Raw genomic sequence first — 9,449 nt, 5'->3', positions numbered from 1 at the left:
CGATGGTACTGCAGGGGGGACCCTGTGGGAGAGTAGGACGCCGCCGAACAAATTTTATGCCCCGGCCCCCGGACTTATGTCCGGGGGCCGGGGCTATTTTGCGTCCGGGGCTCGTATTCTCGTTCCGACGAAACATTGAGTGAAAGCGGGCGTTCGATGGGAACTGTGGTGCATGTCCCCCAGACACGGGACATGATCGGGGAGGAACTCTCCGGCGACGAAGCCCTGACCGCTCTGCGGCACTACGGGGGCCGCAAGCTGCTCCTCGACGCCTTTGCGCGATTCCGGTACGCGGACGGCTTCAGCCACGCACGGTCGCTCGCCTTCCAAGTGGTGCTGGGGATAGTGCCGTTCGCCATCGCGCTGGTCGGTGTCGCGGCCAGCGTGCACACCGACAGCGTGGGGCGCGTAGTGGAACTGACGCTCGGGCACATCGTGCCGGGCGCGAGCAACGAGCTGGTCGAGGACGCACTCGCGGACACCCGGCGCAGCGCGGGCGGCAGTACGTCGATCGCCGTCGCGATGTGGCTCGGGCTGGCCTTCGCCGTAGTGAACCTCACCTCCGCCATGGGGCAGATCGAGCGCGGCAGCAACCGCATCTACGGGATCGAGCGGGACCGGCCGTTCCACGCGAAGTACGGACGCAGCCTCCTGCTGGCCCTGGGGGCCGGCATACCGATGGTGCTCGGTTTCCTGGTCCTCGTCGCCGGTGAGGCGGTGGGCGACTCGCTCGTCGAGGCGCTGGGGTGGCCGGAGGCCCTGCTCGACGTGTGGGGGCCGTTGGAGGTGCCGGTCGGCGTCCTGCTCGCCCTGCTGGCGTCAGCGGTGATCTTCCGCTGGGCGCCCCGCCGCGACCAGCCCGGCTACACCTGGCTCGCCGTCGGTTCCGCCGTGCACCTCGTGCTGTGGGTCGCCGCGACCTGGCTGCTCGCCCTGTACGTCGCCGAGAGCGGTTCGTTCGGCGCGGTCTACGGCCCGCTCACCGCGTTCGTCGCCCTGATGCTGTGGGCGAACCTCACCGGCATCGCCCTCTTCCTCGGCGTCGCGTTCGCCGCCCAGCTCGAGGCCGCCCGCGCGGGCATCCTGGAGCCGGTCATGCCCGATCCCGGCCCGGGGGCCTGAGCGCGATTCCGGCGGGTTCGGTGACGCACCGGGGCCGCCGACGCGACGGGTTGTGAGGCACGGGCGCCCCCCGTAGCGACGACGGACCCGCCCACCGCAGGAGCGCGCGGCCCAGGCCGCCGCAGGTGGTCAGTCCGTGGGGGAGGAGCCTGGTGGTGCGGACAGGTTGGCTTCCACGTACGCGTGCAGCGCCGTCCGCATGTCCTCGGGGCGCGTACCGCCCTCCGTACCCGGTGCGGCCGCCAGCACCCGCGCGGCCAGGCCGTCCATCAGAGCCGTGAGCCGCAGCGCGTCGGCCTCCGGATCCGTGCCGGGACGGAAGACCCCCTGGCCGGCTCCGCGCCGCAGCACGTCGGCGACCGTGGCGCGCCACTGTTCGTGGTACGCGAGGTGCAGCCGGCCCACGGCGGTCGAGCGCGCCGCCTCGGCCCAGAGGTCGAGCCGGACGCCGCACAGCCACCGTTGCCGCCGCGTGCACGGCGTCCGCAGCTCGATCAGGCGCCGCAGCTCCTCCGATGCGTCCCCCGCGCCGGCCGGCACCGCCGCCAGGCGGGCGGCGTCCTCCTCCATGCACCAGCGCACGGCCGCCTCCAGCAACTGGTCCCGGCCGGGGAAGTGGTAGTGGACGGCCGCGGAGCTGGTCGCGCAGGCCTCCGCGATGTCGGCGACCCGTACGGCGTGCAAGCCCCGCTCCGCGATCAGCCGCACGGTCTCCCGGACGATCTGGAGCGGCCTGCCGCCCTCGGGAGGGGCGGCGGCGCGGGCGCGGTCGCGTTGTACCGCTGAGGGCTTCGCGGCGGCCCGGGTACGGGTCCCCAGCAGCCAGCCGGCGTCCACGTCGGCGGTATCGGCGATACGTGCCAATTCAGCCACTGTGAACCGGCGCGCCCCGCTGAGTGAACGCGAGAGTTTAGAGGGCTCCATGACGATGCGTCGGGCGAACTCGCGTCGGCTCACACCCGCGGCGGCGATCACTTGGCGCACCCGCCCGACGACCTCACCGCCACCGTCGCCGACGCGGCCTACCGGTTCAGGCTGCATGGCCGGCCAGCGTAACCGTGTGTTGAGAAGAGCGCAACGGGGCTCGTATCAAAGGCCAAGCACCGCAAGGGATGCAGGCCCGTGCAGAGAATCTGATCGGTGTGTCAGTCGGCGTCATAAGCCGTGAGAACCCCCGGCACAGCGGTGAAAGCGGACTTCTGCAACTTTGGGCAACCTGCGATCAACTCGGTTCAAGCGGCGGCCAGTTGCATTGTTATTGCCGGTCGGACATGGGCATATAGGCCCCAGCGCACGCGGGGCACTCAAGAGGAGGCCGAACATGAACGTAATCTCGCCAAGTCGACTGGGCCGGCAATTACCGAGGGCGCCCTTCTACTGCCCGGTGCCGTCCGCCGTCCACCCGTCGGCCGAGACGCTCAACGACATGACGGTGCGGTGGATGCTCCAACAGAGTCTCGACGCGGACGATCATCAGCGCCGGCGGCTCGCCCTGTGCGACTTCGGCGGGCTCACGGCCGCCACCATGGCGTACGGGCAACTCGAACCGCTCACCCTGATGGCCAGGTTCCACGCCGTGCTCTTCTCGCTCGACGACGGCGTGTGCGACGAGGCGTACGCCACCGCGGACACGCTCGCGCAGGAGACGTCACGCATCATGCGGGCGCTGGAGGCCCCGACCGTCGCGCAGCCGGACGAGTCGCCGCACGCGGCGGCGCTGCGCTCCCTGCGTCTGGAACTGGAACGCTACGCGTCCCGGCAGCAGCTCCGCCGCTGGATCGACGCCATGCGCGTCTACACCTCGGGGCTCGTGTGGGAGGCGGCGTGGCGGCGCAGTCCCGACCTGCCGTCGCTCAACGACTACGTCACGCTGTGGATGAGGGCCATAGGCATGGCTCCGTCCACCGCCATGATCGAGATCGTCGCCGGATACTCGGTACCCGACAACGACCTGGAGGACCCGCGCGTGCGGGCTCTCACCGAGATCACTTGGACACTGGTCAGCTGGGACAACGACCTCTACTCGCGCAACAAGGAGCTGCTGCGGGCCGACGACAACCTCAACCTGGTCGACGTGCTGTGCCAGGAACTGGACTGCGACCCGCATCACGCACTCCAGGAGGCCGTGGCGATGCGGGACCGCGTCATGGTGCTTTTCCTGCGGTTGCGCGACCAGGTGCTGAGGGACGCCGGAGGGGGACTGCGCCGGTACGTACAGGGGCTCGGTCAGTTCATCCGCGGGCACCTCGACTGGGCCTCCACGTGTCCCCGGTACAGCGTGCCTTCCGCCCGGGAGGGCAAACCGGACGAGGGGTGGTGGAAGCAGCGTCCCGCCGACGACAGTCCCGAACCGCTTCCCCTTCCGACGATCGCCTGGTGGTGGGACCAGTTGGCGGTCAGTAGCCGCGCCACCAGCGGGTGACCGCCTGCCACAACCGCTTGGGTGCCACCGGCCTGCGCTGAGCCGGGATCATGACCGGCGTCCGCGCCGCCGCGGGAAGCGGTGCGGACGCGGTCTCCGGGGCGGGCCCCGGCACCCTGGCCGGTGGCGGCGCGGACGCACCGGCCGGCGCGGGCGAGCCGACCTGCCAGTCGGGCTGCGGCGTCGTGCGCGATCCCGTGGTCAGATGGCCGGCGTCGGCCTCCGGCGGCCGCGCGGCGAACTTCACCGGCAGCTCGATGAGGTGCCGCGACATGAGGGCGCTGCGGTACCGCAGTTCGTGCTCCCCGACCGCGAGTTGGAGGTCCGGAAGGCGCATCAGGAGGGCGTCGATGCCGGTGTCGGCGATGGCACGGCCGATGTCCTGCCCCGGGCACTCGTGCGGCCCGCCGCTGAAGGCGAGGTGGGCGCGGTTGCCCTGCATCGAGGCGTGCGGGTCGGGGCGTACCACCGGGTCGACGTTGGCGGCGGCGATCCCCACGATCAGGGCGTCGCCCTTCCTGATCTGCTGGCCGCCGAACTCGGTGTCCCCCACGGCCCAGCGGCCGAGGATCGTGGTGAACGGCGGCTCGTCCCACAGCGTCTGCTCGACGGCCTCGGGCAGCGTCATGTGGCCGCCGCTCAGCTGGGCGCGGAAGCGCGGGTCCGTGAGCACCATGCGCAGTACGTTGGCGATCAGATTCGCGGTGGTCTCGTACGCCGCGATCAGCACCAGCCGCAGGTGCTGGCTGACCTCGTCGTCGGTGAGCCCGGCCGGATGCTCCACGAGCCAGGTGGTGAAGTCCTCCTGGGGTGCGACGCGGCGCTTGGCCACGTGCCTGCTCAGTACGCCCATCACGTAGGCGTTGCTGGCGTTCGCCGTCGCCGTTCCCTTGATCATGTCGCGGGCGGACTGCACCATCCGCTCGTTGTACTCCTCGGCCATGCCGAGGATCTGGCACATCACCATCATCGGCAGGTGCTCGGCGAACCGGCCCACCAGATCTGCCTTGCCGTCCTGGCAGAAGCTGTTGACGAGCCGGTTGCTGTACCGGTTGATGTGGCGGCGTACGCCCCGGGTGTCGATGCGCGCGATGCTGTCGGTGACCGCGCCGCGCAGCCGCTCGTGGTCCGCGCCGTCGGCGAAGACGCAGATGGGCTGCCAGGTGAAGATGGGAGCCAGCGAGTGGTCCGGGGGGACGGTGCCGTCGGCGACCAGCCGCCAGCGCCGGGAGTCGCGGGAGAACTGCGACGGGGTGCGCGTCATGTGCAGGTTCTCGGTGTGGCCGAGGACCAGCCAGGCCGGTACGTCGTCGTTGAGCAGTACGGGGGCCACCGGGCCGTGCTCGGCGCGCAGCTTCTCGTACACGGCCATCGGGTCGCTCTCGTGCTCCGGTCCGTACAGCCGGCGCAGGCCGCCCGGGCCCGTTCCGGCGACGGCGTGGGCCGGGCAGCCCGGGGGCGGGAGGGCCCCGTCGTCCGCTCCGGGTAGATGGTGGAAGGGGGTTGTCACGGTCACTCCAGGTATCGGGCGATCGGGCGTCAGGCCGGCGGTTGCAGGGACAGGGCGTGCAGATAGCGCATCAGCGTCAGGAGCACGTCGCGGCAGGAACCGCGCCCTCGCGCGTCGCAGTCCACTATCGGTACTTCCGGGGGCAGATCGAGGGCGGTGCGCAGGGCGTCGACGGGGTGCCGGGGCGCGTCGGGGAACGTGTTGATCGCGACGACGAACGGTACGCCCCGCTCCTCCAGCCGCCCGATCACGTCGAAGCTGACCTCGAGGCGGCGGGTGTCGATCAGCACCACCGCGCCGAGGGCGCCCTCGAACAGCCCGTTCCACAGGAACCAGAAGCGCTCCTGGCCGGGTGTGCCGAACAGGTAGAGCACCAGTTCGTCGCTGATGCTGATCCGGCCGAAGTCCATCGCGACGGTGGTGGCGGTCTTGCCCGCCAGGTTGTCGTCGACGCCGACCCCGGCCTCGGTCATCGTCTCCTCGGTGGTCAGCGGGCGGATCTCGCTCACCGAGCCCACCATCGTGGTCTTCCCTACACCGAACCCGCCCACGATGACGATCTTCACCGCGGACGTGGCCGTGGTGGGGAGAACGTCCTCGCTGCGCGGGCCGGTGATCGTGTCAGAGCTTCTGAAGTCCATGCATCACCGCTTCGAGGAGGGACCGGTCCGGCAGGGTGGCGCGGACGATCGGCGCCCGCGATTCGACCAGTTCGGTGGCGAGGAGTTCGGTCAGTAACGCCGTCACCACGCTGAAGGGCAGGCTGAGATACGCCGAGATCTCAGCCACGGACAACGGCGCTTGGCACAGCCGCAGGATGGCGGCCTGCTCCGGCTGCACCGTCGGCGTCGGTTCGGTGCGGGAGACGACCATGGTGACGAGGTCGAGCGGAGCCCGCTCGGCGCCGTCCGGGCCGCCGGTCAGCACGTACAGCCGTTCCGGATCCTTCGTCTCCTCGTTCTCCGGCTGTCGTCGTTCTCGTCGGGGCGGACTCATGCGGTCTGCCCGTCATGGCGCGGAGGGCTCGTCAGATGTGCTCCGATCCGGATGACCAGGTCCCGCATACGGGTGCCCATGAGCCCGGCGTCCACCGTGTCGTCGGCCAGCACCGCGAGGTAGGCCCCGGTCCCGGCGGCCATCAGGTAGAAGAGTCCGCCGTCGACTTCGATGACGACGAGCCGCATCTTCCCCTCGCTGTACGGGATTTCCGAGGCGACGGCCGCGGCGAGGCTCTGGAGCCCCGCGCAGGCCGCCGCGAGCCGGTCGGCCGCGTCGGGGTCTCCACCGTGCCGGGCGATGCGCAGTCCGTCCGCGGACAGGACGACGATCTGCTGGACCTGCGGTACCCCGTCGGCCAGCTCCTTGAGCATCCAGTCGAAGTTCGCCCGCTGCGTGATCACTTGAGATCTCCCTTGTCCAACGCATCATCAGGTTCGTCACCGGAAGACGGGTCCGGCGCCTCGCCGTTGAACCCCTTGGTGAAGGCCTCGAGCCAGAGCCCCGGCTCCGGCTCTTCCTTGGCCTCGCCGTTCGCGTGGCCGTTGGTGCGGCCGTTGAGCGCCCCCGGGCGCTGCTCCGGCGGCAGGTTGTGCGAGCCGAGCGGCGCCCGGCCCCGGCTGCGGCGCTGCGGGAGGCCCTGCGCCGTCCACTCGGTCACCTCGGGGACGTCCTCCTCCCGTGCGACCGGCACGTGCACCGGCCGCTTCGGCTGGGCGGCCGGCCGCGGCTTGCGCCGCGGGACACGGGCCTCCTCCGCCGCGGACAGACCCGACGGGCCCTGGCGGGGAACGGCGGTGGCGCCGATGCCGTGGGCGATGCCCGGGGCGGGCCCGGTGGTGATCACGCCGCGCGGCACGATGAGCACCGCGCGGACGCCGCCGTACGCCGACTGCCGCAGCGAGACCTTGAGGTCGTACATCTGCGAGAGCCGGCCGACCACGGCCATGCCGAGCCGCGGCGTCTCACCGAGGTCGTTGAGGTCGATGCCGGCCTGGGCCTGCGCCAGCATGCGCTCGGCCCGGCCGCGGGCCTCCTCGCTGAGGCTGACGCCGCCGTCCTCGATCTCGATGGCGATGCCCGTCTGCACCTCGACCGCGGTGACGTGCACCCGGGTCTGCGGAGGGGAGTAGCGCGTGGCGTTGTCGAGGAGCTCCGCGCAGGCGTGGATGAGCGGTTCGACGGCGGTGCCGATGATGGCGACCTTGGCGATCGAGTGGAGGTCGACCCGCTGGTACTCCAGGATGCGCGACATCGCGCCGCGCAGCACGCTGAACAGCGGCACGGGCTCCGGCCACTGACGTCCGGGGCGGCCGCCGCCGAGTACGGCGATGGAGTCGGCGAGGCGGCCGATCAGCGAGGTGCCGTGGTCGAGGCGCAACAGGTCGTCGAAGACGGCGGGGTTGCGCCCGTGGTCCTCCTCCATCAGCCGCAGCTCGCTGGACTGCTGGTGGACGATGGCCTGCACACGGCGCGCGATGTTGACGAACGCGCGCTGCGCGGAGTCGCGCATCGCCTCCTCGTTGTCGACGATTTCGAGAACGGAGCGCACCAACGCGCGCTCGGGCTCGGGGAGATCGCGGTACGACGGGTCCGCGTCGACCATGTCGCGCATGACCTCGGCGGGCGACTGGCCCTGCCGCAGGCGGCGGATGGTGGCCGGGAGCAGCTCGTTGCTCAGCCGCAGGGTCTGCCGGTCGTGTCCGGTGACCCGCTGGTCCAGGAGGGCCAGGCGCTGCCCGTACTCCGCGCGCAGCGCGTCCATGGCTCGTCCGCGGCGGACGACTTCGGCCGCGACCGCCGTCACCACCACGGTGGCCAGCGCGCCGAAGCAGACGACCGGTATACGGGCGGAGGCCGGCACGAGGACGCAGGCGACGACGGTGGCCGCGGCCATCAGGAGGACGGGTGGCACGAGCGCGCGGAAGAACGGGGATTTTCGGTCAGTTGGAGGCGATTCAACGCGAACCATGTAAACCCTCTGGCGGTCGATTCGGGGATGTATTCGGCTATCACGACACTTACGAACAAGTGCGTGATTTCATATCAACTCGGCGCGCTTCGAGCGAGCTTAGCCAGATCGGATCAGTGCGACGGCATATTCACGTAACCCTCTGCACGGGCCTTCCCGGCGGGTTTAGACTCGCCAATTTTGCACACTGGGCTCATGCGTGTGCGCAAGGAGTAACCGAACGGGTGATGCATGGGCCTCGTGTACGCACGAAGGCCGCTCCCGCGCTGGCGGAAGCGGCCTCGGCCGGACGAGGTGGTGGGGCGCGCCGCGCCCCCGCCTCAGGCGATGGACGCCGAAATGATCGCCGCGACGGCGATGTTGCACGACGCCGTCACCCACACCGCCGGGTGCGGCTCGTCCTGGACCAGCGTCTCGCCCAGCTTCCCCGGCGTCACGAGGTCGACGACCCAGAACGCCACCGCCATCATCACGAGCCCCAGCACCCCGAACGCGGCGGTGGACAGGAGGCCCTTGCCGAAGTCGGTGTACGTCGTCCAGATCGAGGTGAAGACGATCCCGCCGATGCCCAGCAGCGCCGAACTCAGCAGCAGCGCCGCGTTGCGGTTGCGCTGCTCCCAGATCTGCCGGCCGAGCTTGCCGGGCGTCAGGGCGTCCACCAGGAATATGCCGAGCGTCAGCAGGACCACGCCCAGGGCCCCGTACGCGGCGGAGCGGCCAAGTCCGTTGACGATGTCTTCCATTGGTCTGAGTCTCCGCGCGTGAAGTCGATCGTGGTCAAGGAGAGGCAAAACCTATCGCACGGGTGTCCTGGGGCGGCGGGACGGGTTGCGGGGCGGCGTCCCGGCTGTCCGTACGACGCATTACGATCCGAACTCATGAGCGCTTCTGACCAGGAACAGGCCGTGACCGACCCCTCTCCCGCACGGACCGGCGGTCTCACGCCGCGGCAGGCCAGACGCCTGCGCATCGCCGCCGCCTCGGTCCTGATGGCGGCGGTGGCGGCGGTCCTCGCCGTACGGCTCGCGAGCCGGTCTTCGGTCCTGGTCGTCGGCGTGTACGGGCTGGCGCTCATCCTGTGCGGGGGCGTGATCGAGCTCAGCCGGCGCGGACGCACCCGGCTCGGGACCTGGCTGCTGGTGTCGGGCCTGGCTGCGGCGGTGGCGGCGGACGCGTTCCTGATCCCCTGACCCGGACGGCTCTCCGCCGTCGCCATCCCGGCAGGAGCCGCCGGAGACGGGAGCCGCCGGAGAACAGGCGGGGTCACTGCCGAGAGGCCCCGGAACCACTGCGAGGGCCCCGGAACGCGGCTCGGGGGGGGGGGGGGGGGGGGGGAGGAGGGGGGGGGGAGGGGGGGGGGGAGGAGGGGGCGCCAAAAACCCCAATAGCGGACGCCTATGGACACAGGGGAGCCACAAAAGGGACCC

The 9,449-nt window shown here is 70.8% G+C and carries 10 protein-coding genes; 3 read left to right on the top strand and 7 right to left on the bottom strand.

Features of this window, described 5'->3' with window-relative positions; translation table 11 throughout:
- The first annotated feature begins 156 nt into the window (after positions 1–156).
- The gene (locus AC07FK_RS33765; protein ID WP_479108727.1) at positions 157–1,122 is read left to right on the top strand and encodes a YihY/virulence factor BrkB family protein; all 966 of its coding nucleotides are present in this window, start codon (positions 157–159) and stop codon (positions 1,120–1,122) included.
- 129 nt (positions 1,123–1,251) lie between these two features.
- On the opposite strand, the gene AC07FK_RS33760 is transcribed toward AC07FK_RS33765, so the two are convergent.
- Positions 1,252–2,163 carry a TetR family transcriptional regulator C-terminal domain-containing protein gene (locus AC07FK_RS33760; protein ID WP_479108726.1) on the bottom strand — a complete coding sequence of 304 codons (912 nt, stop codon included), beginning with the start codon at positions 2,161–2,163 and terminating at the stop codon, positions 1,252–1,254.
- Between the two features lie 280 nt (positions 2,164–2,443).
- Here AC07FK_RS33760 and AC07FK_RS33755 point away from each other — a divergent pair, with 280 nt between their 5' ends.
- Entirely contained in the window at positions 2,444–3,544 is a 1,101-nt protein-coding gene (locus AC07FK_RS33755; protein WP_479108725.1) for a terpene synthase family protein, read from the top strand.
- Here the strand turns inward: AC07FK_RS33755 and AC07FK_RS33750 are convergent.
- The 6 genes from AC07FK_RS33750 to AC07FK_RS33725 form a co-directional block, all read right to left on the bottom strand.
- Complete coding sequence (locus tag AC07FK_RS33750) at positions 3,519–5,054, bottom strand: cytochrome P450 (RefSeq protein WP_479108724.1); 1,536 nt, start codon at positions 5,052–5,054, stop codon at positions 3,519–3,521. The two genes, AC07FK_RS33755 and AC07FK_RS33750, sit on opposite strands and share 26 nt — an antisense overlap.
- Positions 5,055–5,083: 29 nt before the next feature.
- Positions 5,084–5,695 (bottom strand): GTP-binding protein, encoded by a 612-nt coding sequence (locus tag AC07FK_RS33745; protein WP_479108723.1) that lies wholly within the window; start codon positions 5,693–5,695, stop codon positions 5,084–5,086.
- The gene (locus AC07FK_RS33740) at positions 5,676–6,050 is read right to left on the bottom strand and encodes a DUF742 domain-containing protein (RefSeq protein ID WP_479108722.1); all 375 of its coding nucleotides are present in this window, start codon (positions 6,048–6,050) and stop codon (positions 5,676–5,678) included. Before AC07FK_RS33740 ends, AC07FK_RS33745 begins: the two co-directional genes overlap by 20 nt.
- Positions 6,047–6,454 (bottom strand): roadblock/LC7 domain-containing protein, encoded by a 408-nt coding sequence (locus AC07FK_RS33735; protein WP_479108721.1) that lies wholly within the window; start codon positions 6,452–6,454, stop codon positions 6,047–6,049. The genes AC07FK_RS33740 and AC07FK_RS33735 overlap by 4 nt, the downstream gene beginning before the upstream one ends.
- The gene (locus AC07FK_RS33730) at positions 6,451–8,022 is read right to left on the bottom strand and encodes an ATP-binding protein (protein WP_479108720.1); all 1,572 of its coding nucleotides are present in this window, start codon (positions 8,020–8,022) and stop codon (positions 6,451–6,453) included. Before AC07FK_RS33730 ends, AC07FK_RS33735 begins: the two co-directional genes overlap by 4 nt.
- Positions 8,023–8,342: 320 nt before the next feature.
- Entirely contained in the window at positions 8,343–8,765 is a 423-nt protein-coding gene (locus AC07FK_RS33725; protein WP_453406172.1) for a DUF350 domain-containing protein, read from the bottom strand.
- Between the two features lie 135 nt (positions 8,766–8,900).
- Here AC07FK_RS33725 and AC07FK_RS33720 point away from each other — a divergent pair, with 135 nt between their 5' ends.
- Positions 8,901–9,212, top strand: a complete 312-nt coding sequence (locus AC07FK_RS33720) for a hypothetical protein (RefSeq protein ID WP_479108719.1) — start codon at positions 8,901–8,903, stop codon at positions 9,210–9,212.
- Positions 9,213–9,449: the final 237 nt, after the last annotated feature.

This window comes from Streptomyces sp. NPDC046122, from assembly GCF_056429965.1.
This window is presented reverse-complemented; position numbering and strand designations above follow the sequence as displayed.